Genomic DNA, 24,283 nt, shown 5'->3' with positions numbered 1-24,283 from the left:
GTGTGGGGGATTCTCCTCTCAGAGCCCCTAGACATCGTAGCCTTGGTAAGCCGTTACCTTACCAACTAGCTAATGTCACGCGAGCCCATCCATATCCTATAAATATTTAAATACAAAACCATGCGATTCCGTATTGTTATGCGGTGTTAATCCGACTTTCGCCGGGCTATACCCCTGATATGGGTAGGTTGCTCACGCGTTACGCACCCGTGCGCCACTCTCACCAAAATAAAGCAAGCTTTACCTTGGATCCCGTTCGACTTGCATGTATTAGGCCTGCCGCTAGCGTTCATCCTGAGCCAGGATCAAACTCTCCATTGTAAAAATGAATTGTTAGAAACCTAACTATTTATAAAATAATTAGAATTGTCTTTTTTTAATATCTAATTTGAACTGACTAGGTTGATTGTTATTTGTTAACTTTCGTTAGTATAACCAACTACTCGTTACGTTTTCATGATCATTTTCTTAAAGAACTTCTCTCGCCGCCGCGTCGCGCTTTGGCTATATATTTTCCCTATTGCTAGGTTAAACTTAATCTTATTTATTTCATACATCCTTGCGATGTATGCCCTTCCTCTCGGTTGGGACTGCAAAGGTAGAAAAGCTTTTTGATTTTCCAAAATAAATTTTACTTTATTTTTCCCAGCTCCTCTTTTGTTAAATTTAGAAAAAACCGCATTTATAATGCCGCTATCCTTGTTTTTAACCCTTTATTTCAATCGTCCCTCCCTTGCGGAGTGGTGCAAAGATAGAAGTTTTACACCCCTACTTCCAAATGTTTTTAGCTTATTTATTAGGAGTTTTCCTTAAGTACTTGATAACGACACTAGATAATCTTTCCTTGGATTGGGTTTTGGGGGTGAAATAGGCGGTTTGGATAGGGAATTAGGCTGGATTGAGTTGCTTATTGTTCATTTTATTAAACGTGCAAAAATTTCTTGTTTGGCACCACCCTATCCTACTTTGTCATGCTGAGCTTGTCGAAGCATCGTTTAGGAAGGCTTATTTGCACTGTCTATCGTCCTCGTTTGAAACGAGGATGCTGGAGGATAGCGTTTGCAACGCTTATTGAAGGCTTTTTCTTAATTATGTGCATGTCCTTAGCCAGGACTCGGCTTCACCCTTTTCCTTGATGAAAAGTGTGGCAAAAATCAAGGCTGGCATATACTGCTATCTCCCCTTGCAAATTCCGGAACAAAACTAACTCGCTACGCTCAAACAGAGTTTTCTTCTTGCGGAATTTACGGCGCTACGATTTGACGCAGCAGATGCCTAGGCCTTTTTCTTGGCAACTGCAAGTCAATTCTTTTTTGCGCCAACCCATCAAGGTTGTCATGCTGCCCTTCGACAGGCTCAGGATGACAAGTCGAATCATCGTGCTAGAAAGGCTTACTCCTATATATAAGGAAGTGGTACTTTGTCTAAATCTCTACCTATCGTCCTCGTTTGAAACGAGGATGCTGGAGGATAGCGTTTGCAACGCTTATTGAAGGCTTTTTCTTAATTATGTCCATGTCCTTGGCCAGGACTCGGCTGCACCCTTTTTCTTGATAAAAAGTGTGGCAAAAATCAAGGCTGGCATACGCTGCTATCTCCCCTTGCAAATTCCGGAACAAAACGAACTCGCTCCGCTCAAACAGCGTTTTCTTCTTGCGGAATTTCCTACGCTACGATTTAACGCAGCAGATGCCTAGGCCTTTTTCTTGGCAACTGCAAGTCAATTCTTTTTTGCGCCAACCCATCAAGGTTGTCATGCTGCCCTTCGACAGGCTCAGGATGACAAGTCGAAGCATCGTGCTAGAAGGACTTACTCCTAATATATAAGGAAGGCTTATTTACACAGTCTATCGTCCTCGTTTGAAACGAGGATGCTGGAGGATAGCGTTTGCAACGCTTATTGGAGTCTTTAGCTTAATTATAGCGCGTGTCCTTAGCCAGGACGGGGCTTCACCCTTTTCCTTGATGAAAAGGGTGGCAAAAATCAAGGCTGGCATATACTGCTATCTACGCTTGTAAATTCCGGAACAAAACGAACTCGCTACGCTCAGACAGCGTTTTCTTCTTGCGGAATTTACGGCACTACGATTTTACGCAGCAGATGCCTAGGCCTTTTTCTTAGCAACTGCAAGCCATTTATGTTTTGAACACATCTTTCTTTTGCACTTCCTTTTCCAAGTTGTCATGCTGCCCTTCGACAGGCTCAGGATGACAAGTCGAAGCATCATGTTAGAATGGCTTACTTCTATATATAAGGAATACCAACTTTGCTACTGTTCGCTAGTTCTCATCGTTTGCATGCACTGTCTATCGTCCTCGTTTGAAACGAGGATGCTGGAGGATAGCGTTTGCAACGCTGAGTAAGGTCTTTTGCTTAATTATAGAACGTGTCCTTAGCCAAGACGCGGCTTCACCCTTTTTCTTGATAAAAAGTGTGGCAAAAATCAAGGCTGGCATACGCTGCTATCTCCACTTGTAAATTCCGGAACAAAACTAACTCGCTACGCTCAGACAAAGTTTTCTTCTTGCGGAATTTTCTACGCTACGATTTACGCAGCAGATACCTAGGCCTTTTCTTAGCAACTGCAAGTCAGTTCTTTTTTGCAGCTCATTTTTCTTTTGTCATGCTGCCCTTCGACAGGCTCGGATGACAAGTCGAAACATCGTCTTAGAAGGGCTTACTCCTATATATAAGGAATACCAGCTTTGCTACTGTTCGCTAGTTCTCAACGTTTGCATGCACTGTCTATCATCCTCGTTTGAAACGAGGATGCTGGAGAATAGCGTTTGCAACGCTGATTGGAGTCTTTTGCTTAATTATAGCACGTGTCCTTAGCCAGGACAAGGCTTCACCCTTTTCCTTGATGAAAAGGGTGGCAAAAATCAAGGCTGGCATACGCTGCTATCTTCTCTTGAAAATTCCGGAACAAAACGAACTCGCTGCGCTCAGACAGCGTTTTGCTCTTGCGGAATTTTCTACGCTACGATTTACGCAGCAGATGCCTAGGCCTTCTTCTTAGCAAAGCAAATTAGTTTGGTTTTGCACCAACCCATCCAGGTTTGTCATGTTGTCCTTCGACAGGCTCAGGATGACAAGTCGAAGCATCGTCTTAGAAGAGCTTACTCCTATATATAAGGAATACTTGGTTGATTACATCTCTACCTTAATAACAAGACTTATCTCCTTTGCTCTTCCCTTATCCTATTTGTCATGCTGCCCTTCGACCGGCTCAGGACGACGGGTCGAAGCGTCCTGTGAGAAAAGTTTACTCTTATATATAAGGTATGTTTCTTTGTTGCTGCTCGCGAGTTATCAGGCTGGCATTGTATACGGCTTTGAAGGATGGCGGCTGGTGGTTGAAAAAGATATAGTATTATATATATTGCCATGTTAATCTATTCTTTTATTTTTAGCTTATGAAACATTTTTATTTAAACATCTTGTTCTTACTTATTACGGGATTCTGCTTTGCACAGAATAAGCCTATTTCGTTGATTGGTAAATGGGAAAGTAAGAAGCTCCAGACGGTGGAAGGGAATAACCTGAAAAAGGTTATTGAAAGTCATGACATTTCGGGTGAAAGGGTTTATAACTTCTCTTCTGCGAATACGTGTATTGTTAGTGGGAATACGATAGGAAGGCCCACGCGCTATACGTATACGATTGAAGGTGATTTTCTGTTAATGACGGCTGACCCTGCTCAATTTGAAAATGTCCCGGAAGAGGAATTGGATGCTTTTGCGGAGCCTAAACAGTCGTACTATATTAAACGTAATGTGAAAACAAAGCAGCTTATTTTTTCTATCCAGCCTTTTAATAGTACTGAGGAAAACTTAAACCTTATTCTTTTTAAGAAGCGATAGGTTTTCCTATAAAAGATATTACCTCGGCCCTAGATTCTTAATGAAAAAAGAATCTAGGGCTTTTTTATGTCGCTGTCTATCTGTTTTTATCCTCACCTATCTTATGCATCGTTATTAGGATGCGCTAGGGATTGGAGCAATTGTTTGAGCTCTTTTGTTTTGGTGCTTACGAGCGGTACGCGAGTGAGCCTCCAAAACAAAAAGCGAGTGCGGAAAGCCCGACACCAAGGGCGTAATTTAAAAACGCCCTTGGCGGAGCGCCCAAATAATGAGGAACAAAGCTGCTGATTAGCATGTAATTGAAAAAAAGTGTTAAAATATTTTGATATTACGAAACACTTCGTACATTTGAATACGAAAACAATTCGTAGATAAAAGATATGAAACCGACAACTAGTGAAATGGAAATCTTACAGGTTCTTTGGGAAAAGAAATCTTGTAGTGTGCGTGAAGTCCACGAGTCGCTCAATAAAAAGGATGTTGGCTATACGACGACATTGAAGTTGATGCAGATTATGCTGGAAAAGGGCTTGGTGGTACGTGATAGTAGTTCGCGTTCGCATATCTACACGGCAAACATCACGGAAGAGCAAACGCAGACTTCTTTTTTGGACAAGATGATAGACACGGTTTATCATGGTTCTACTTCTCGCTTGGTTATGCAGGCTTTGGGTCATAGCAACACGAGCAAGGAGGAGCTTGCAGCGATTCGCGAATATTTAGAAACTCTTGAAAAATCCTAACCCATGGAACTTTTACTAAGTACTTTCACTAAGGCATTGGGCTGGGCGATGATCCACTCTTTGTGGCAAGGAGCGGCACTTTATGCTGTTATCGGCTTGCTTTATCTTTCTTTTCCGAAGCAGTCGGCGAAGCATAAATTTTATATTGCTTTTACGGGGCAGCTCATGATGCTAACTGTTTTTTTAGGTACATTTTTGTACTATGTAAATATTCCTGCTTTGCTTATGCAGCAGCAAGAAATCAATACATATTTGCCTATTACGCCGTTTCTTCATGAGAATCAAGAGAATTTCCAGCGCATTGAGCTTCTTTTCCCTTGGTTCAGTGCTGTTTATATCATTGGCTTACTGATTCAGCTGGTTATTTTTTCGAATAGCTATACGCGTCTTTCTTATTTGAAGCGTAATGGTCTATCGGAGGCTCCTGTGGAGTGGGTTCATGCTTTTCAAGAACTTGGTGGTTTACTGAAGGTATCTAAAAGGGTTCGTTTTTACTTATCGGATAAGATATCGGTTCCTTTGACTGTTGGTCATTTCAAGCCTTTAATTCTTTTTCCGGTTGCATTGGTTAACCAGTTGAATATGCAACAGGTGGAAGCTATCCTTCTGCACGAGATTGCACATATTAAACGCAACGATTATTTCATCAACTTAATTAGTGTGCTTATTGAAACGGTCTTGTTCTTTAACCCGTTTGTTTGGTTATTAACGAAACATATTCAGAAGGAGCGCGAGCATGCTTGTGACGACGTTGTTCTTCAAAAATTGGGTTCGCCAATCACGTATGCACAGGCTTTATTATCATTGGAGACTATCAAAGAAACGGTTCCTGTTCCCTACGCGATGGCGGCTACAGGCAATAAACATCATCTTTTACAACGTATTAAACGTATCACACAAATGGAAAAAAATTATATTCACGTTAAGCAGCATTTGTTTGCTTTAGCGATTAGCACGCTTGCTTTTGCTACGATTGCTTGGATTGCTCCTGACTGCCCTGCGGCGAAGGCTGCTCAACAGGAGGTTTGGCCCTTAGATGGTAGCTCGACTGAGGAAACAACATCACTTCATTTGACGCTACAAGATAGTTCGATTGCTAAAAAATCTACTTCTTCATGGTCTGCAGACACACTAAAGAGTGAAAGAAAGACTACTATTATTTATCGCAATGATGAGTTAAAGGAGGCCGAACTGGATAAACACTTAAATTCACCAGCATGGAAAGAGCGGATTGCTAAGATTGAAGGAGATGCAAAAAAGATAGAGGCTTACTACAATTCGCCGTAATGGAAATAAAAAATAGCGAAGGTGACCGAGCATAGTAGCCGAGCGGCTGAAAAACATATGAACTCGCAAGAGTGGAAAGATAAAATTAACAAAATTGTTGATGAGGCTAAAACGGTAGAGGTTTATTATAACTCGCCGGAATGGAAAGAAAAAATTGCTGCCATGGAGCATAAAACGTCAATTGCGATAGAGAAATATATGGATTCTCCGGCATGGAAAGAAAAAGCGTTTCAGATAGAGCAAGTTTATAACGCTCCTGAAATGAAAGAGAAAATCAATTCATTGATTGAAACGAGTCTTAGTCAAACGCTAAATATTATTATTGGCAATGATTTGCAGCAGCCGAAAACCCCTGTAACACCAAAGACACCTCAAACACCTATAACAACAAAGACGCCTCAAACACCTGTAACCCCGGTTACGCCAACGACTCCTATTACACCGGTTACACCGACACGCTAATAGCGAATAATCAAAAAATTGAAGGGAATACCGTTGTGGCTGTTCCCTTTTTTTATAGCGCTAATTTTTTGCGTATTATTGTAGCTGATTTTTAGCACATGAATTTCTTTTATTTTTTCGATTTACTAGGAACCATGGTTTTCGCCATTTCTGGGGCGATGGCTGCCAACAGAAAGAATATCGACATCTTTGGCGCCACTTTTACTGGTTTTGTTACTGCCATTGGTGGTGGCTCGCTGCGTGATGTTTTTCTAAATCTACGACCGATATGGGTGGATGATGCAAATTACCTTATCGCTATTTTCATTGGTGTTTTTATTTCTATCCTTGCTAATAAGCAATTGGACCGATTGGCACGTACACTTACTTTCTTTGATGCTATTGGTATTGGTTTTTTCTGTATCGTAGGTGTTCAGAAATCTTTGCAATATGATAGTTCGGCCACGGCAGCTATTATTTTGGGTATGTTCTCTGCGGTTATGGGTGGTGTAATTCGGGATACGCTGATGAATGAAACGCCTTTAATATTCCGTAAGGAAATTTATGCGACGGCTTGTCTTTCGGGGGCCATTCTTTATGTTTGCCTGAAGCATATCGATGTGAATTCGGATTTGAATATGTTCGCATCTGCAGCTTTGATATTCGTCATTCGTATTTTAGCAGTTAAATACAAATTTACATTGCCCGTCGTCGGCGGTTGATGATTTTAGTTATACAAAAAAACCGAAGCCTGTGCTTCGGTTTTTTTGTATAGTCTATCCTTATCTACCTTTTTTGGCATTAGGGAATTTCATTTTATAGCTTACGCGAACCTGTCCTTTGGAAATCGCTTCTAATCTACCTTTTAGCATTGTCTTTTTTAGTGCCCCTAATTTATCAAGGAACAACTTGCCTTCTAGGTGGTCATATTCATGCTGAACAACACGGGCTGCTAAACCAGTTAGCTCTACTTCATGCTCTTCAAAGTTTTCGTCAAGGTAGTTTAATACCACATTTGGCGCACGCATTACTTCTTCATTGATATCAGGAATACTTAAACATCCTTCAAAGAAGCCTTTTTTCTCTCCGCTTTCGGATACGATAATAGGGTTGATAAATACTTTTTTAAATTCTTTCAATAAAGGATCTCCGGCACCATCTTCATCATCTTCCGCAAAAGGAGAAGCATCAATAACAAAAAGACGTATTGGTAAACCAACCTGAGGCGCTGCCAAGCCGACACCATGTGCTGCATACATAGTTTCGAACATATTATCAATTAGCTGCTTCAAATCTGGATAGTTCTCTTCAATCTCGGAAGTTTTTTTCCTTAATATCGGGTCTCCATACGCTACAATAGGTAATTTCATATTTTTAATTTTCGGTACAAAGGTATTAATAATAATTTACACCTAATTTCAGAATATAGTAACTTTGTCGTCTATGCATGACATAAACGTTATTATTTCATTTGGTTCATCGTTGGGTGCGCAATTAAACAGTTCCTTTACGATGCGTACTGAGGTCGATTATATTCTTTTTGATTACCCTGATTTACCATTAATCCTTGTTATTTACTTTCCTACAGCTAAAGAACGTTTATCCTTAACGGATCAGCGTGTCATTCATGTGGATGAGGAAGATTTGCAGGATGGTGAAGAAAAGATAAGGTTGCGAATAGCATCTTTGTTTCATAAAGGCAAGAGCTATTTTGCCCGCCAAACGGTGGCCGCACGAATCGACAAGAGAGTGGCTTTGGAATTTCAAGAGGAACATCATAGCAATATGGCTATTCCTGGAAAATATCGTTATGGTCTTTTTGAGCGGGGGGAACTTGTTTCTATTGCTGTTTTTAGTGGGGGGCGTAAAATGATGGATCAGCCTGCTGAGTACCGTTCTTTTGAGCTTATTCGTTTTTGTCATCACTCAGGTGTTCGTGTGGTTGGAGGCTTGTCGAAACTTATAAAGTCATTTATTGCGGACTTTTCGCCTGGTGATATTGTGACTTACGTGGATAAAGATTGGTCTCAAGATTCAAGCTTACAGACTATCGGTTTTACCGCAGTAGGAGAGCTGGATCCGCAATATATGCTTTTTGAAAACGGCAAAAAAAGTGCTGTTTTAAGGGAACTTCCGCCGGAGACGGAATTGATAGCGGGTGAATCGAGCTATGTAAAACGTAACGCTGGCACTATCAAAATGAAGCTCATATTATGAAAAACAAGGGCTGTTACGTATATTTATGCTTTGACTAAACCTTAAACTGAGAAAGAACGTATGAAACGTAAACTGAGAATGGGCATGGTGGGAGGCGGAAATGACGCTTTTATTGGAGCCGTACACCGTATTGCCGCATTTATGGACGGGAAGATTGAATTGGTTTGTGGTGCTTTTAGCATTGACAAACAGATCTCCAAAGAGTCTGGAGAGGCGCTTTTCGTAGACCCTAGCCGGGTTTATGACTCCTATCAAGAGATGATTGAGAAAGAAGCGGCTTTACCTGAAGACAAACGTATGGACTTTCTTACGATTGTTACGCCAAACTTCTTGCATTTTGCTCCAGCAAAATTAGCTTTAGAAAGTGGTTTTGATGTTGTGGTTGAAAAACCTATGACAGTGTCCTTAGACGAGGCTAAAGAGTTAAAAACTATCGTTGAAAAAACAGGACGTACTTTATGTTTGACCCACACGTACTCGGGTTATCCAATGATCAAACAAGCGAAAGCGATGATCAAAGAAGGACATTTTGGAAAGATTAGAAAAATTGTTGTTGAATATCCACAAGGTTGGTTAAGCCGTTTATCGGAGCGCGAAGGTAATGCTGGTGCTGCATGGCGTGCTGACCCTAAAAAATCAGGCTTATCTTTAGTAATGGGTGATATCGGTACACACGTAGCGCATTTAGCGGAGTATGTATCAGGTTTGCGTATTACCGAAGTTTGTGCTGACTTAACAACGTTTGTTGAAGGACGTTTGTTGGACGATGATGGTTCGGTATTGCTTCGTTTTGAAGATGGCGCTAAAGGTGTTTTGATGGCTTCGCAGATTTCTGCTGGTGAAGAAAATGCTGTTCGTGTGCGTATCTATGGTGAAAAAGGAGGCTTAGAGTGGGCTAACGAAGATCCGAACAACCTTATCGTTAAGATGTTGGATCAGCCACGTCAGCTTTACCGCACAGGTAATGCTTATGCTGCGCCATACACGTTAAGCTCTTTCGCTACACACAACACGCGTGTTCCTGCTGGGCACCCTGAAGGTTTATTAGAATCTTTCGCTAATATCTACAGAAACTTTGCTGCAACGGTGAGCGCGAAGCGTGAAGGTTTACAACCTACTCCTGAGCAGTTGGATTTCCCTTCTGTTGATGATGGTGTTCGTGGTATGGCTTTTGTTCAAAACGTGGTTGCGAGCAATGAAAGTAACGAAAAATGGACTAAATTTGTGGTGTGATAACCCAATCAAATCTTATACAAGCGAATCAGGCGGAGGTTACCCTTCCGCCTGATTTGTTATACATCATTTTGGGGCCTACGGCCTCTGGCAAAACAAAACTTGCCGTACAGCTCGCGCAGTTGCTACAGGGCGAAATTATCAGTGTTGATTCTCGTCAAGTTTATAAAGGAATGGATATCGGTACAGGCAAGGATATCCAGGAATACCAAGATATCCCCTACCATCTTATTGATATTTGTGCTCCTGGCGAGAAATATAATGTTTCGCGTTTTCAGCTGGATTTTGAGGCTGCATATACAGAGGTTTTAGCTCGCGAGAAGCGCGTTATTGCTTGTGGCGGAACAGGAATGTATTTACATGCACTCTTGCAGCAGCGGCCTTATATTGACGTACCAACGAATATTGTTTTACGTGAAACATTATTACAACTCACTAAGGATGAGCTATTAGAGCGGCTTAAACAGCTTCCTATGCCTACAGATTTCCTGGCAGACAGTTCTTCTCATAAGCGCCTTATACGAGCAATCGAAATTCTTACCTTTCTACAAAAGGAGCCTAATTTTTTGGATGGGATAAAGAAAAAGCCCGTCTATCCACATCTTGTTTTTGGTCTTGATCCGACTTTAGAAAAGAGAAGGGCTAATATTTCCAAGAGGCTTCATGCACGCTTGGAGGAAGGATTATTGGAAGAGATAAAGCTTTTACTTAAGGAGGGATTATCGCACGATGATTTACAATATTATGGATTGGAGTATAAGTATGGTTCTCTTTATCTGGATGGCGTTATCGACCGGGATTTATTTTTACAGAAGTTAGAGACGGAGATTCACCGTTATGCGAAAAGGCAAATGACTTTCTTCCGTAAGATGGAGAAAGACGGTATCAAGATACATTGGTTGAAGGGTGAGACTACAGAAGAGCAGCTCTACGAAATTATTCAGCAATTAAAAAAGGGATAGCCGTCGCTATCCCTTTATTTTATAACATCTTTTACAACTTGATTTCTTCTTCTTTGCTATTAAAGAATTGAAATTGCGTTAAATAGTAGGAAGATACCTTTTTAATCTTAATCCATTTCCCATATTTGAAAAACCACTTGAGTCGCTTAGAGATAAAACCAGAAGTGATGAATGCACCAATGTAGGGGTGTACACAAAGGGTTACTCCTTTTTCGTTTTGCTCTTGTAATATAAAGCTCAAGTTATTTTCGATATCGTCTAGTAAAACGATACTAGAACGAATCTCGCCAGTTCCTTCACATGCGGGACATTTTTCGCTCGTCACCACACTCATCTCTGGTCTTACGCGTTGTCTTGTTATTTGAACCAAGCCAAATTTGCTTGGAGGCAAGATCGTATGTTTTGCACGATCATTGGCCATACATTCTTTCAAATAACCGTAAAGCTCTTTCCGATTGGTTGGTTTATGCATGTCGATAAAATCGATGACAACGATACCTCCCATATCACGCAGGCGTAATTGCCTAGCGATTTCTTTTGCTGCTTCCTTATTCACAAGGAGCGCATTTTCTTCTTGGTTTTCTTTGCTAGCAATTCGGTTACCACTGTTTACGTCCACAACGTGGAGCGCTTCGGTATGCTCTATTACTAAATAAGCACCACCTTGTAAGTTGACCGTTTTGCCGAAAGACGCCTTAATTTGTTTCTCAATGCCGAAGTGTTCGAAAATCTGTTCTTTATGCTTATAATGCTTAACAATTTTCTCTAAATCGGGTGATATTTCCTGCACATACGACTTTACTTCGTCATACAGGGCACTGTCATTGACATGAATGTGCGTAAACTCATCGGTTAAGATATCGCGCAAGATGGTAGAAGCTCTATCCATTTCGCCCAACACTTTCTGCGGTGGTTCAGCGTTTCTAAGGCGTTTGGTAAAAAGTTCCCATTTAGAAATCAAGTCGAGAAGGTCTTTTTGTAGTTCTTCTACTCCCTTCCCTTCGGATACAGTACGTATAATTACGCCGAAATTTGCAGGTTTAATACTTTCTACAATTTTCTTTAAGCGCGTACGCTCACCGTTACCCTTAATTCTTTTTGATATGGAAACCGTACTTGAAAACGGAACCAATACAACAAATCTACCTGCAATAGAAAGGTCCGAACTTAATCGAGGTCCTTTGGTAGATATGGGCTCTTTGGCAATTTGTACTGGTAAAAGCAAATTACGGCTCAAGATGTCCGAAATTTTACCTGCTTTATCGATGTCCTTTTCAAGCTTTAAACTACTGAGCAGCATCTCTTGATAACTGCCGTTCTTTACTATACGAGTCAGCTTGAGCAATGACTGAACCTGAGGTCCTAAATCTAAATAATGTAAGAACGCATCTTTTTCGTAACCAACATCTACGAAAGCGGCATTAAGCCCGGGCATAATCTTTTTGATTCTCCCCAAATAAATATCGCCTACGGCGAAATTATTATCGGCTTGTTCCTTGTTCAGCTCAACAAGCTGTTTGTCCTGTAGTAAAGCAATAGTCACTCCTTTTTCAGGAGTAGAATCGATAATTAGTTCCTTTACCAACAGCTACTTTTTTAAGGTCTTTTCGTACATACGATAGACCTGATAAAACATAAAACGCGTTAATGAAAAAATACAATCTATGTTTTTACCGAAGCAAAAACATAGATTGTATAGCGTCTTTTTGGGCTAAAGCCTAAAGACCAACAAGTTTATTTTTTCTTGTGTCTATTTTTTCTTAAACGTTTTTTACGTTTGTGAGTAGCCATTTTGTGTCTTTTTCTCTTTTTTCCGCTTGGCATAGCTTTAATGTTTTTAATTTATAAATAATATGTTAATTACTTGCTGAGCTCTTCGATACGTCTATCAATGAACTGCGAAAGGGTTGGATCAGCTGCTAAAGCTTTACTTTTCTGGAAAGCAGCGATAGCTTCGCTTTTCAATCCGATGTTTTCATAGCCTGTAGCCAAATAGAAATACGATTCCGCATCAGGCTTCAAGGCAACGACAATTTTGAAACGCTCAATTGCTTTATCAAACTGACGTGACTGTAATGAAAACAAACCCAGTGTTTTGTTTGCATGAATATTATTAGGGTCTTTAGCGACAACTTCTCTCAGGATTGCAATACCCGACATCGGGTTATTTGTTCCTGTAACCATTGCTGCACCTAATCCGGTTTTTGCATCCAAGTTATTTCCATCTAGTTCAACTGCTTTTTCGTAAGATTGAATAGCCAATCTATTCAGCGCTGTTGCCATCGCTGTATCTTGCAAATTAGTATAAGCTGTACGGAAAGCGTCCCCAGATTTTAACCAATATTCAAATTTAGGAGAAATTTTCGCCATTTCCTCATAAATAAATCCTTGAGGAGCATATTTTGCTAAATCATCCCATTTTTGTGCCAATTGCTTCAATAAAGAAAGCTTCTCTTCTCCAGATGCGTTAGCGATTTTTTCTTCTAGGTCACTAATTTCCTTTGCCAAGCCATCATTTAATCCTTGCTTGCTGACATCAGAAACGCTCTTCAAAGAAAAAGCCGAGGAGGCAGACGTTTCCGCTGCACTCTCGCGCTCTTTATTTTCTGTAACCAAACCTTTAATAGGGCGCGCTAACAATGCTCCCATTAGAACAACAACTATCGCTACTACTACTATTTGTTTGGTGTTTAGCATGGCTTTTTACGTTTTATTTGTTCCCTTGTTTTACTTTTTCAACAAAAACTTTTGCTGGTTTGAAGCTCGGTACAAAGTGTGCCGGGATAATGATTGCCGTGTTTTTTGAAATGTTACGTGCTGTTTTTTCTGCTCTTTTTTTCACTACGAAGCTACCAAAACCTCTAACGTACACATTTTCGCCACTAATCATTGCATTTTTTACAACTTTGAAAAATGCCTCAACTGTTTCTTGAACATCTACCTTCTCTAATCCTGTTTTGTTAGAGATCTCCGCAATAATTTCTGCTTTAGTCATATCTATTTTTACTGTAATTATTTATTTCTCAACCCTTAACGCATATGATGTTTGGGGATGCAAAAGTATCTTTTTTTTGTGATGTTTAAAAATTTATTTGTGTTTTTTTAGCAAAGATGACTGAAGCAAAACTTTTCTGTATCAATGCATTAACTAAAAAGCACAAAAAAAAGAAGTCACATCTATTATTTTCACGGCTACTACGATGCTCGTTTTCAACAGTTTATTACACGTCCTGCAAGGCTACGATTAAGCAATCCAAGTCGTCTTCTGTATGTCCTGCAGAAACCACAATTCTATTCTTCAAAGCATCCGTTTCTAGCGGATAAGGGAAGCTTGAAATCAGTATTCCGCGGGTTTTAAGTTTCTGAAAAGCTCCTGTATCCACTACGGTGAAAACAGGAAAATGAGGTACATCGTTTATTTTTGTATTTACCTTTTGAAGTGCTTTCTTCAAATAGTCTATATTATTTTGTAGGCGAGCGTGCTGCTTTTTATAGATTTCATCACCTTTTAGCAAAGCATACAAAGCGGCAGGACTACAAGGCGACGCTCCTGTAAAAAAGGTCGACCGCTTGAAGGAAATCCCCATTTCATGGGATGAAAACAAAATTCCCGCGTCTGTACCCATTCCTTTTGCTAATGATGCTACAACCATAAACTCTATTTGTGGGTTATCTGCAAATAGAGAAGGGTCTACAAATGTTCGATTTACGGCTGCTATACCAATCCCGTGTGAGTCATCCAGTAAAAGATATACCTTCTTCGTTGATGCGACACTTTTAAATATAGAAAAGTCATATACCTCAGGGCTCAGGTTGTCGAGCGTATTGGCAACGACAACAAAAGAGGAACCATCGGCTTCATTAATCGCTCTAACGGTATTCTCAGCCCATTCTTGAAACGAACGATTCATTTCCGGCCCTTTATCTAACCATAAAGCCGGATGAGCTCCTGGGGCATAAAACACAGCTCCAAAGCCTTCTAATACCCGCACGGCAAGCTGTGCCACTAAATAACCACTAGACAGAATAGTTGCTTCCTCAAAACCAAATCTACGTGCCATTTCCTTTTCAGCATCGTCATAAATGCCCAACTGCACATTATTATTGCGTGAAGTTCCGTTATTCAATCCATAGCGGTCAATTCCTTCTTTATATAAGGATATGTAGTCGGGGTTTGTAGATAGACTTAAATAAGCAGTACCACCAAAGAACAGGTATTGTTGGCCTTCGACCACCACATTTCGCTCCGTCGCCTGCTGTAAATGCTGAAATGGATTCATCTTTATTCTGGTTTAGGCCACAAAGCTACTTGAATTTATACATATTTCTTCGTCCTAAACAGAAAGAAGAAGAACAAAAATATCTGTCCCTCCTACCTATCGCCTTAAGATAAGCATTAACCTTCATAAAGAAAAACTAAACAACTGAAAACTAACTATAAAGACCTTTTTTATCGATAAAACTAACCACTTTTTCTGGGGTTAAAAAGCGGATATCTTTTTTATCTTTTATGGCTTTACGTATAAATGTAGAAGATAACTCCATGTAAGGTGTTTCGGTCAAGGTTACCGAAGGATGGTTTCTCCAATCGCCGGCATCATAGCCAGGACGTGGATACACATAAATATGGTAATCGCGTAAAATGACCTCGTAGTTCTTCCACTTAGAAATCCCTACGAGGTTATCTTCCCCCATTACCAAAGCAAATTCTTTGTTGGGGTAGCGTTCTGCCAGATGAATCAGCGTGTCTATGGTATAAGAAGGCTGTGGCAGCGAAAATTCTATATTGGAGGCATGTAAGCAATCACTACCTTCGATGGCTAGATTTACCATTTCGAAGCGATCATACATATTCCCTAGACTCTTTTTTTCTTTAAATGGGTTTTGTGGCGATACCACAAACCACACTTCATCTAGGTCCGTATAGTTGGCTATATAGTTGGCAATAATCAGGTGACCAACGTGCACAGGATTAAAAGAACCAAAAAATAAACCAACCTTATTTGCCATTATTTCTTTAAAAAGTCTAACACTAAAGATTCTGCTTCATCACAAGCAGTATCTAATTCAAAGTTATTTAAAATAACATCAAATTTATCAGCAAAGCTTAACTCGTGTTCTGCTTTTGCGAAGCGCTCTTGCAATTTCTCTTCAGAATCTGTTCCTCTTCCGCGTAAGCGATCTTTCAATACGGTCAATGATGGCGGATTTACGAAAATGGCTAAAGCTTCATCGGGGAATTTAGATTTCAAACGTAAGCCACCAACCACATCGATATCGAAAATAACAGATTTACCTTCTTCCCAGATGCGTTCAATTTCCTTACGTAAAGTTCCGTAAAAGGTACCCGAGTACACTTCTTCAAACTCAATAAACTCTTGTTTAGCGATTTTATGTAAAAAGTCGTCATTAGAGATAAAGTAATAGTCTTTACCATCTATTTCTCCTTCACGAGGCTCGCGTGTACTTGCCGATATCGAAAAGGCTATCTTATCGGAATGTTTCGCCAACAGTCGTTTTACTATGGTTGTTTTTCCTGCTCCAGAAGGTGCTGAAAATATAATTAATTTGCCTTTCATTCTTTATAATACGTTGAGCAATTGCTCTTTAATTTTTTCTAATTCTTCTTTCATACGCACAACAATCTGCTGAATTTGCGCATCATTTGCTTTAGACCCTAAGGTATTGATCTCACGACCCATTTCTTGCGAAATAAAACCTAGCTTCTTACCATTTGAATCTGCCGCGTTTAAAGCCTTGATAAAATAATTACAGTGGCTACGTAAGCGGACTTTCTCTTCGGTAACGTCTAACTTATCGATATAAAAAACAATCTCTTGTTCAAAGCGGTTCATATCGACATTTTCTTTGCCCACAGCCTCGTCAAGGTAATGTGCTAAACGCTCACGAATCATCGGTATACGATTTCCTTCGCCTGCCTCTACCTGCGCTAGGTATTCTAAAATCAAAAGAACACGTTCTTCTAAATCTTGCTTTAAAATACCGCCTTCATCAGCTCTAAACTGTGTAAACTTAGCGATAGCTGCATAGAAAGCATCCATCAACACTTTACCTTCAGCCTCATCCAAAGTATCATCCTTAGACGTAACAACCTCAGGCATGCCCAAAGCCAACGCAAATAAAGAAGCATCTTTATCGCCTACCTCTAGTGCTATTTCCTGTAATTGTTGGTAATATTTGCGGAGCAATGCCGCATTGATAGTTGATGCTTTAGCTGTTTGGTCAACATATTCTACAGAAACCGTCATATTGACTTTTCCGCGCTCAATGAGTTTACTAGACTCTGAACGTATCGCAAATTCTTTGTCAGAAACAGATTTTGGTAAACGTAGATTTAGCTCTAGAAACTTAGAATTAAGGGATTTTAACTCAACGGTATATTTAACTTTCCCATTTTCCTGAGAACCAATACCATACCCTGTCATTGATTTTATCATATGCAAAGGTAGGAAAATTCAAAATTAAAAAGTGAAAATTCAAAAAAACTTAGTAAAGACTACCAGTCATGCTTAGCGATAAGTACACAAAGATATGTTTTATAAGGGCTTCCATTTTCGACTTGCGCAAAGCCAATTCCGATATCATAGAGAGAACCATTCCAATCGTCCATTCCTAAGACATGCTTACGATGCATAAAGCCGGGCGACCCTACACCAATAATAAAAGCTTTCACACCATCTACTGCTGTAGCATGGTTAGCTCCTATAGACTCAAAATTGTTCGTCTCTATTTTCTTTAACCAATCGGGTCTTAACGTATAGCCTCCTTCATTAATAAAATAATTAGGCCCTTTTCCTTCAGGCGTGACATGGTCAAAATAGTTACGCTCAGCCATATCGTAGGCTCTCTTTTCGGCCGTTCGTGCGAGCTCCTCATTCCAGGTCAACTGCACCTTGGAAACCTTGCTTGCATCGAATTTTATATTCAAAGCCTTCATCATCTTCGCGGGGTTAGCCCGAAATTCATTCAAATATTTATAAGCAGCCTCCGCTTCTTCTTTATTGATTATAATAACTTTTTTTTGCGCTTGCGCGAATGAAGAAAGGGTGTAAATAAAAAATAGGCATATCGTTAAAATTCGTCTCATCATCTAATTTTTTGTAGCTAAAGCATGTAATTCGTTCACCGTCTTCCAATTTCGCGTCGTAGCCAATAGCTTCAATTTACTTTCTATAAAATTGTTCGACAGCTTTGTTTTTCCATAGCCATTAGGGCAATAAAGGTAAACTAGTTGGTCTGTAAGCAAAAGCCGTTCCGTATCTGATTTTTTAGCCTCAACGATGGCAAAGTCATCCAGCGAAGCTGCAGAAAATAAAAAGGTAAAATATATACTTGCTGTCTCAAAAGCTGTCGTGTCGGCAAAAGGATTGGAATCTATGGCCTTTTGTAACTGCACTGGAGTCAAAATCAAAACAGGAACCTCAAAGCCAAAAGTAGCCAGAATAGCGGATTTTATTGCAGCTGTCAGCTCTTCTGAAGAAACTTGATCTGTATTGAAAATGACATTCCCACTTTGCAAATAGCTTTTAACGTTCTGAAAACCTAAGTTTTCATACAATGCACGCAAGGCATCCATCTTTATAAGTTTTTGTCCGTTTACATTAATTCCTCGAAGTAAGGATATATACGTATGCATAGTTGTGTTAAATAGTATAGAAATAAATGAAAATCCATTATTTCCTAAAAATAGGAAAGCTATTTCTTTTTCTCATTAAAATAGGCTAGCAACGGAGGAATAGCGGAAGCCAACACAATACAAAGAACAACTAGGGAAAAGTTGTTCTTTATCCAGCTTATCTGTCCAAAAAGGTATCCCGCGAGGATAAATAGGCTCACCCAGAGTATGCCTCCCAGGGCGTTGTACAGCACAAAATGCCGATAAGGCATCTTTCCTATGCCTGCAACAAAGGGTGCAAAGGTGCGCACAATTGGAACAAAGCGCGCATAGACAATCGTCTTATTACCATATTTTGCATAAAAATCTTGTGTGCGTGCTAAGCTTTGAGGTTTAAAAAAGCGTGAATCTTTACGAAACAACCGCAATCCAAAAAACTGACCAATGGCGTAATTAATGAAATCTCCAAAAATAGCGGCAACCATTAAAAGAAGAAGTAACAACCAAAGATGCAAAGGGCTATCGGGTTTGGCGACTAATGCACCTGCGGCAAAAAGAATAGAATCACCTGGTAAAAAAGGAAAGACAACAAGTCCTGTTTCGGCGAAAATAATAAGAAATAATATTCCATAAACGCCTACCGGATACTGGGCTACCAAATCGACAAGGTAGCGATCAATATGCAATAAGAAATCAAAAAATGTTGTCAACAGCTCCATAATACCAAAAGAATAGTGAACCCAAAACCTTTAGCTAAACTAGTAAGCTTTATGTTAAAAAAGAAAAGGAAGCACTAGGCTTCCATTTCTTTTTTAAATTTTTCTCTTAACACCTCTATAATCGGTGGCAACATGGATAAACCAATGATGGCGAAAATGACAATCGTAAAGTTGTCTTTAATAATCGGAAGACCGCCGAAGAAGTATCCGATAAATAAAAACGATGTCACCCATAGCACTGCACCTATAATATTATAGAAAGCAAATTTCTTATATGACATGGAACCTACGCCAGCAACAAAAGGGGCAAATGTGCGCACAATTGGAACAAAGCGAGCATAAATAATGGTCTTACCACCATATTTAGCATAGAAAGATTCCGTTTTATCAAGGTATGATTTTTTCAAAAATCTATATTTTCCATTAAAAGCTTTTGGACCGATGTACTGCCCGACATGGTAGTTCACCATATCGCCAATAATGCCGGCTACCAATAACAAGCCCCACATGAAAAAGATATTCAAATCGGTCTCTGGCTTTGCGATGATAGCTCCTGTTGCGAACAACAAAGAGTCTCCAGGAAGAAATGGGGTTACCACTAAACCTGTTTCCGCAAAAATAATGAGAAACAAAATGAGATAAGTCCAGGTTTGGTAGTCATTCACTATTTCCACCAAATGTTTATCGATATGCAGTATAAAATCGATAATACTTGTTATAATCTCCAAAATGTCTGCTCTTAAACGTTATTTAACATAACTGGCATTACCAGCATCAAGACATCTTCATTTTCATCCTTAACAGCAGGAATCAACAAACCAGCTCTGTTTGGTGTACTCATCTCGATAACGACCTCTGCAGAATCTAAGTTGTTTAACATCTCTACTAAGAACTTCGCATTGAAGCCTATTTCCATATCTTGACCTTCAAACTGGCAGCTTAAACGCTCATGCGCTTCGTTAGAGAAGTCTAAATCTTCTGCAGAAATATGTAACTCACTACCTGATATTTTTAAACGTACTTGGTGTGTTGTTTTGTTTGCGAAAATAACAACACGACGTAATGTATTTAAGAACAATAAACGATCAACCGTTAGTTTGTTTGGATTTACTTGTGGAATTACCGCTTCATAATCTGGGTAACGCTCATCAATTAAGCGACAGATTAGGTGTATATTTCCAAAACGGAAGAAAGCATTGGTATTGTTGTACTCAATAGACACGGTGCTATCGTCGGATGGCAACGATGATTTCAATAAAGTAAGTGCCTTCTTAGGTAAAATCAATGAAGTAGGCTTGTCTGTACCAACATCGGTACGACGGTAGCGTACCAATTTGTGCGCATCTGTAGCTACGAAAGTTACTGCCTGTTCTGCCAACTGTACTAAAACACCTGACATCGCTGGACGAAGCTCATCACTACTAACGGCAAAGATTGTTTTGTTGATAGCTTCCGAAAGAATCGCCGTTCCCATATTTACTGTAGAAACATTATCTACTACTGGAATTTTCGGGAAATCGTCCGCATTCTCTCCGCTCAATTTATATTTACCATCACCAGCACTGATCTCAATAGCTAAAGTTTTGGTATCTACAGAAAAAGCTACGGGCTGATCTGGTAATGTTTTAAGGGTTTCAATCAAAATTTTTGATGGCATCGCAACACGACCTTCTTCTTTAGCTTCGATTTGCAAAGAAGTAACCATACTGGTTTGTAAGTCTGTTGCTGAGATAGTCAGCAAATTATCTTTGATTTCAAACAAAAAGTTCTCTAAGATTGGAAGCACCGTACTGCTACTGGAAGCACCGCTAATAGACTGTAATTGTTTTAATAAAATTGACGTGGATACAATAAATCTCATTTCCTGATTTTTATAGATTTTTATATGCAATATTACAGAAAAGAATCTACATTTTATAGATTTTAACGGCCTTTATTGTTCGTTTTTACGAATTCATAATTTCCTTTATCCCCTATAAAAAGGTACTTTTCATGAAGTATTATCACCTATTTTTCCTTAAATACGAACTGTTACACGCTATATAAGCTAATTTTAGCTAATTTTGTAAAATTAACTATGCAGTTTAAAGAAATTATAGGTCACCAGCAGATCAAGGCTAATCTTATACAAACCGTACATGATAACCGGGTAAGTCATGCGCAGCTTTTTCTTGGCCCTGAGGGCTCAGGAAGCTTAGCTTTAGCTGTGGCCTATGCTCAATTTATTAACTGCGAGTCGCGTGGTGCTGATGACAGCTGTGGTCAATGTAGTTCTTGCATAAAGTACCAAAAACTTATACATCCCGATCTTCACTTTTCCTACCCTTTCTTTGCGAGTGGAGAGAAAGACGTCGCTACCGTTTATATGGAAGAATGGCGTCAAGCATTCATCAGCAACCCTTATCTTAGTTTAACGACGTGGCGTAATCAGCTTGATGCAGGCAATAAGCAAGCCAACATCAATATTGCCGAGGCACACGATATTATAAAAAAACTAAGCTTAAAGGCATTCGAAGCGGAGTATAAAGTTTTAATCATGTGGCTTCCCGAGTATTTAGATGTACAAGGGAATGCGTTATTAAAACTTATCGAAGAGCCGCCAGCAAAAACCTTATTCCTACTCGTTGCCGAGAATCAGGATAAAATATTAAATACCATCCTTTCACGAACGCAACTTGTCAAGATATTAAAGCTTAATCATGAAGAGGTAGCGAATTATCTTTCCACAGAAAAAGGGTTAGCAACCAACCGAGCACAAGAGATTTCATTCATTGCTGACGGGAACCTCCAAACCGCTTTAAGCCTGCTGGACGAGGATTCTAGTCCATATTTCAATCTTTTGATTAGCTGGCTTCGCTATGTGGTTACCGACACAGGCTTATCCTTTATTCAACTATGTGAAGAAGACTTTGCTAAACTCGGTCGTGAAAACCAGAAAAATTTTTTAATTTATGCCATAAATATGTTGCGTCAGATCATTCTTATGCAGCAAGGATTACACAGTTTAGTGCTTCTACAAGGACAGGAGTTGGATTTCGTGAAAAAATTTAGCGAAAATTACCAGCAAGAACAACTGGAAAAAGCAATAGATCTGTGTGAGAAAACACACTATAAAGTAGAACGCAATGCAAATCCTAAAATATTATTTTTAGATTTATCTTTGCAATTAGTATTAATTTTTAAGTACAAAACGATCCCGCAAGGGACTCAATATATATAAAACAAACAATATGGGATGTGGCAGTTGCTCATCCGGAGGTGGTTGTGGTAGTCAAAGTACTACGGTAGGAACAACCCCTGCAGGTTGCCAAAGTAATGGCTCTTGCATGACCAGCGGATGTAATAAATTAGATGTATACGATTGGCTGTCCGATATGGATTTGCCCTCAAATTATAAACCTTTTAACATAGTTGAAGTCCGCTTTAAGGGCTCACGTAAAGATTTTTATGTAAATACGGACAACCTTTACCTAGAAATGGGTGAAATGATTGCCGTTGAACCTTCTACAGGAGGTTATGATATCGGCCACGTTTCCTTAACCGGAGAATTGGTGCGCTTACAACTGAAGAAAAATAATGTAATCGCTGATAATGTGGTAAAGAAGATTTACCGTAAAGTAACAGAAGCTGATGTTGCCAAATATAACGCAGCGAAAGATTTGGAGTGGGAAACCATGCATAAGGCCCGTAACTTGGCTTTAGAGTTAGGTTTATCCATGAAAATATCGGACGTTGATTATCAAGGTGATAAAACTAAAGCTACCTTTTTCTATACTGCCGAAGGGCGTGTCGATTTTAGGGAGCTTATCAAACGTATGGCAGAATCTTTTCGGATTCGTATTGAGATGCGCCAAATTGGTATGCGTCAAGAAGCTAGCCGTTTGGGTGGTATCGGTTCATGTGGTCGTGAGTTATGCTGTTCAACCTGGTTGACAGATTTCAAAACGGTTTCTACATCTGCTGCACGCTACCAAAATCTATCCCTTAATACACTGAAGCTTGCTGGTCAATGTGGTAAATTAAAATGCTGCTTGAACTTCGAGTTAGATAGTTATATGGATGCTTTAAAAGATATTCCTAACAATGTAGACCGTATCGATACAGAAAATGGTGTCGCTTACCTACAGAAAACGGATATCTTTAAAAAGATTATGTGGTACTCGTACCCTGGTGCTGAAAATTGGATCCCATTAGAAGTTACTACTGTTCGCGAATACGCGGATATGAATAGAAATGGTAAGAAACCAGCTGAATTATTCACTACTATTGAAGTAGAAGAAGTTCAAAAGCCAATATCACATGATTACGAAAATGTGGTAGGTCAAGACTCCTTAACGCGCTTAGACGATAAGAATAAGAAGCGTAAACGCAAGAAGACAAAGCCTAAGAAAGAGAATGCTCCAGAGCATAAAAAAGCCGATCAACAACCAAAAAGAGAAGCTAAAGCTCCTGCACCAACTCCAAAAGCTGAATCAGACAAAACGGAGAAAGTAGAAAAAACAGAAAACGATAATAAACCGAAAAAAAGGTTTAACAATCGAAATAGAGGAAGATCTTCAAACAATAACAACAATAAAAAAGAAGGTTCCTAATTTAATAAGTAATTAACAACAGCAGGCTATGATTAAGATTATAGGCTGCTGTTGAGCATTAGGCCTTAACGCTCGCACGCTACGCTTTAATAAGGTCAATATGCATCACACGAAATCGTATAAGATGAAAAAGACAGTCTACTTGATTCCTTGTTTTTTGTTTCTTCTGCTCGCAGCATGCGAACAAGAAAGCTTTTATGAAGTAAATAAGCCTATAAAGAATAGATCTTGGTCTTATGCTAATAAACCTACATTTGATATTCATATCACCGATAATACGGCCAAGTATGACCTCTATGTACACCCTCGTCACACTTCTGAGTATAAATATGCCAACTTGTTCTTTTTACTCCATCAGAAAGGCCCTCAGCTACAGGATACGGCATTTCGTTATGAAGTTAAGCTAGCTGAACTTGATGGGCGTTGGATTGGTAAAAATGCAGGTAACTTATACAGTAATGAGTTCCTTATCAAAAAGGATATTTCATTTCCAGATACCGGTGTTTATCATTTCTCGCTAGAACAAAATATGCGTGAAGAACCGTTAAAATATATATCTGATATTGGTATTAAGCTTGTAAAAAAATAA

Annotated in this window: 24 protein-coding genes and 1 rRNA gene; 11 read left to right on the top strand and 14 right to left on the bottom strand. The window is 39.5% G+C overall.

The features are described from left to right. Positions 1-321, bottom strand: a 16S ribosomal RNA gene (locus tag WH223_RS09410); the annotation flags it as partial. 3,096 nt (positions 322-3,417) lie between these two features. On the opposite strand from WH223_RS09410, the gene WH223_RS09405 reads away from it, so the two are divergent. The 5 genes from WH223_RS09405 to WH223_RS09385 all read left to right on the top strand — a co-directional run bounded on the left by WH223_RS09405 (position 3,418) and on the right by WH223_RS09385 (position 7,057). Then, positions 3,418-3,864: a hypothetical protein gene (locus tag WH223_RS09405; RefSeq protein ID WP_340047343.1), complete on the top strand. Its 447-nt coding sequence runs from the start codon at positions 3,418-3,420 to the stop codon at positions 3,862-3,864. 380 nt (positions 3,865-4,244) lie between these two features. Continuing rightward, complete coding sequence (locus WH223_RS09400) at positions 4,245-4,607, top strand: BlaI/MecI/CopY family transcriptional regulator (RefSeq protein WP_340047342.1); 363 nt, start codon at positions 4,245-4,247, stop codon at positions 4,605-4,607. Positions 4,608-4,610: 3 nt separating this feature from the next. Further along, on the top strand, positions 4,611-5,894 hold the full coding sequence (locus tag WH223_RS09395) for a M56 family metallopeptidase (RefSeq protein WP_340047341.1): 1,284 nt from the start codon (positions 4,611-4,613) through the stop codon (positions 5,892-5,894). A gap of 21 nt (positions 5,895-5,915) precedes the next feature. Then, entirely contained in the window at positions 5,916-6,356 is a 441-nt protein-coding gene (locus tag WH223_RS09390; protein ID WP_340047340.1) for a hypothetical protein, read from the top strand. Positions 6,357-6,454: 98 nt separating this feature from the next. Continuing rightward, positions 6,455-7,057 (top strand): trimeric intracellular cation channel family protein, encoded by a 603-nt coding sequence (locus tag WH223_RS09385; RefSeq protein ID WP_340047339.1) that lies wholly within the window; start codon positions 6,455-6,457, stop codon positions 7,055-7,057. A gap of 60 nt (positions 7,058-7,117) precedes the next feature. On the opposite strand, the gene def is transcribed toward WH223_RS09385, so the two are convergent. After that, entirely contained in the window at positions 7,118-7,705 is a 588-nt protein-coding gene (def, locus tag WH223_RS09380) for a peptide deformylase (protein WP_340047338.1), read from the bottom strand. Between the two features lie 73 nt (positions 7,706-7,778). On the opposite strand from def, the gene WH223_RS09375 reads away from it, so the two are divergent. From WH223_RS09375 to miaA, 3 genes are read left to right on the top strand one after another with little or no spacing between them, the layout of a single operon-like run. Continuing rightward, positions 7,779-8,552, top strand: a complete 774-nt coding sequence (locus WH223_RS09375; protein WP_340047337.1) for a hypothetical protein — start codon at positions 7,779-7,781, stop codon at positions 8,550-8,552. A 60-nt stretch (positions 8,553-8,612) separates the two neighbouring features. After that, positions 8,613-9,785 carry a Gfo/Idh/MocA family protein gene (locus tag WH223_RS09370; RefSeq protein ID WP_340047336.1) on the top strand — a complete coding sequence of 391 codons (1,173 nt, stop codon included), beginning with the start codon at positions 8,613-8,615 and terminating at the stop codon, positions 9,783-9,785. Beyond that, on the top strand, positions 9,782-10,747 hold the full coding sequence (gene miaA, locus WH223_RS09365) for a tRNA (adenosine(37)-N6)-dimethylallyltransferase MiaA (RefSeq protein WP_340047335.1): 966 nt from the start codon (positions 9,782-9,784) through the stop codon (positions 10,745-10,747). The genes WH223_RS09370 and miaA overlap by 4 nt, the downstream gene beginning before the upstream one ends. 31 nt (positions 10,748-10,778) lie before the next feature. Here miaA and WH223_RS09360 read toward each other — a convergent pair whose 3' ends face one another. From WH223_RS09360 to dnaN, 12 genes are all read right to left on the bottom strand, one after another. After that, entirely contained in the window at positions 10,779-12,332 is a 1,554-nt protein-coding gene (locus WH223_RS09360; protein WP_340047334.1) for an Rne/Rng family ribonuclease, read from the bottom strand. A gap of 275 nt (positions 12,333-12,607) precedes the next feature. Beyond that, entirely contained in the window at positions 12,608-13,444 is an 837-nt protein-coding gene (locus WH223_RS09355) for a tetratricopeptide repeat protein (protein ID WP_340047333.1), read from the bottom strand. 13 nt (positions 13,445-13,457) lie between these two features. Beyond that, a complete protein-coding gene (locus tag WH223_RS09350; RefSeq protein ID WP_085473406.1) occupies positions 13,458-13,742 on the bottom strand; it encodes an HU family DNA-binding protein in 285 nt (94 codons plus the stop codon). Between the two features lie 226 nt (positions 13,743-13,968). Then, complete coding sequence (locus WH223_RS09345; RefSeq protein WP_340047332.1) at positions 13,969-15,027, bottom strand: aminotransferase class I/II-fold pyridoxal phosphate-dependent enzyme; 1,059 nt, start codon at positions 15,025-15,027, stop codon at positions 13,969-13,971. Positions 15,028-15,178: 151 nt separating this feature from the next. Then, positions 15,179-15,757, bottom strand: a complete 579-nt coding sequence (gene nadD / locus WH223_RS09340) for a nicotinate (nicotinamide) nucleotide adenylyltransferase (RefSeq protein WP_340047331.1) — start codon at positions 15,755-15,757, stop codon at positions 15,179-15,181. Beyond that, positions 15,757-16,326 carry a guanylate kinase gene (gene gmk / locus WH223_RS09335; RefSeq protein ID WP_340047330.1) on the bottom strand — a complete coding sequence of 190 codons (570 nt, stop codon included), beginning with the start codon at positions 16,324-16,326 and terminating at the stop codon, positions 15,757-15,759. The genes nadD and gmk overlap by 1 nt, the downstream gene beginning before the upstream one ends. A gap of 3 nt (positions 16,327-16,329) precedes the next feature. Then, on the bottom strand, positions 16,330-17,205 hold the full coding sequence (locus WH223_RS09330; RefSeq protein ID WP_340047329.1) for a YicC/YloC family endoribonuclease: 876 nt from the start codon (positions 17,203-17,205) through the stop codon (positions 16,330-16,332). Positions 17,206-17,264: 59 nt separating this feature from the next. Next, a complete protein-coding gene (locus WH223_RS09325; RefSeq protein WP_340047328.1) occupies positions 17,265-17,858 on the bottom strand; it encodes a CAP domain-containing protein in 594 nt (197 codons plus the stop codon). Further along, a complete protein-coding gene (locus WH223_RS09320; protein ID WP_340047327.1) occupies positions 17,859-18,404 on the bottom strand; it encodes a DUF1697 domain-containing protein in 546 nt (181 codons plus the stop codon). A gap of 59 nt (positions 18,405-18,463) precedes the next feature. Beyond that, positions 18,464-19,102, bottom strand: coding sequence for a DedA family protein (locus tag WH223_RS09315; protein ID WP_340047326.1), 639 nt, complete (start codon positions 19,100-19,102; stop codon positions 18,464-18,466). Positions 19,103-19,176: 74 nt separating this feature from the next. Beyond that, entirely contained in the window at positions 19,177-19,830 is a 654-nt protein-coding gene (locus WH223_RS09310) for a DedA family protein (RefSeq protein WP_340047324.1), read from the bottom strand. Positions 19,831-19,841: 11 nt separating this feature from the next. Next, the gene (gene dnaN, locus WH223_RS09305; RefSeq protein WP_340047323.1) at positions 19,842-20,963 is read right to left on the bottom strand and encodes a DNA polymerase III subunit beta; all 1,122 of its coding nucleotides are present in this window, start codon (positions 20,961-20,963) and stop codon (positions 19,842-19,844) included. A 216-nt stretch (positions 20,964-21,179) separates the two neighbouring features. On the opposite strand from dnaN, the gene WH223_RS09300 reads away from it, so the two are divergent. The 3 genes from WH223_RS09300 (at position 21,180) to WH223_RS09290 (ending at position 24,283) form a co-directional block, all read left to right on the top strand. Beyond that, positions 21,180-22,322, top strand: coding sequence for a DNA polymerase III subunit (locus tag WH223_RS09300; RefSeq protein WP_340047322.1), 1,143 nt, complete (start codon positions 21,180-21,182; stop codon positions 22,320-22,322). Between the two features lie 10 nt (positions 22,323-22,332). Then, positions 22,333-23,694 (top strand): PSP1 domain-containing protein, encoded by a 1,362-nt coding sequence (locus WH223_RS09295; protein WP_340047320.1) that lies wholly within the window; start codon positions 22,333-22,335, stop codon positions 23,692-23,694. A 124-nt stretch (positions 23,695-23,818) separates the two neighbouring features. Continuing rightward, positions 23,819-24,283: a gliding motility lipoprotein GldH gene (locus tag WH223_RS09290; protein WP_340047319.1), complete on the top strand. Its 465-nt coding sequence runs from the start codon at positions 23,819-23,821 to the stop codon at positions 24,281-24,283.

Source organism: Sphingobacterium sp. MYb382, from assembly GCF_037572665.1.
Lineage (GTDB): Bacteria > Bacteroidota > Bacteroidia > Sphingobacteriales > Sphingobacteriaceae > Sphingobacterium.
Note: the sequence above shows the minus strand (reverse complement) of the source record. Positions and strands in the feature narration are given on the sequence as shown.